1 pseudogene is annotated in these 502 nt (G+C 67.9%); it reads right to left on the bottom strand.

The annotated features are described in order from the left end of the window. Positions 1-237: pseudogene (locus tag AC01Y6_RS11320) on the bottom strand (recombinase XerD); the annotation flags it as partial. Positions 238-502 lie beyond the last annotated feature (265 nt).

The raw sequence follows: 502 nt of genomic DNA, 5'->3' as shown, positions 1-502 counted from the left end.
GGCCTTGAGGTCGGAGGCCTCCAGATGGGGCCACCGCCTTCCCTTCAGGGCGAGCCACCGCACGAAATAGCCGAGGTAGAGGGGCGCCCCCCGGTCGGGCTTCCTGCGGTGGCGGACCAGGTAGGCCCAGTAGGCCTCCTTCAGGACCCCCTCGTCCCAGCGCGCCAGGGCCTCGCCCACCACCCGCTTCCTTTCCTCCGGGTGGTCCCAGACCTCGAGCCCAAGTCCCTCACCCATCCTCGCCACCATCTTAGCTATAAACCCCCTCCGCCCACCACCACCTTGTAGCTAAGACCTCCTCCCCGCCCTTCCCGCCAATCTTTTTCCCGTTCTCAACGCCGTTCCCACTCAAGCCGCATCCTCTCCCAAGGTCTAGGTGGGGCGGGGTGAGGGAGGGAGGCAGGGAACCAAGGGGAGCGGGCTTTGAGGAGAGTCAGGGCACCACCACCCTGATCCCCACCTGAGGGGGCGTGGCCTCCGCCTCTCCCCGGGGCTCCTCCGG

It is taken from the genome of Thermus sp. (assembly GCF_056332225.1).
This window is presented reverse-complemented; position numbering and strand designations above follow the sequence as displayed.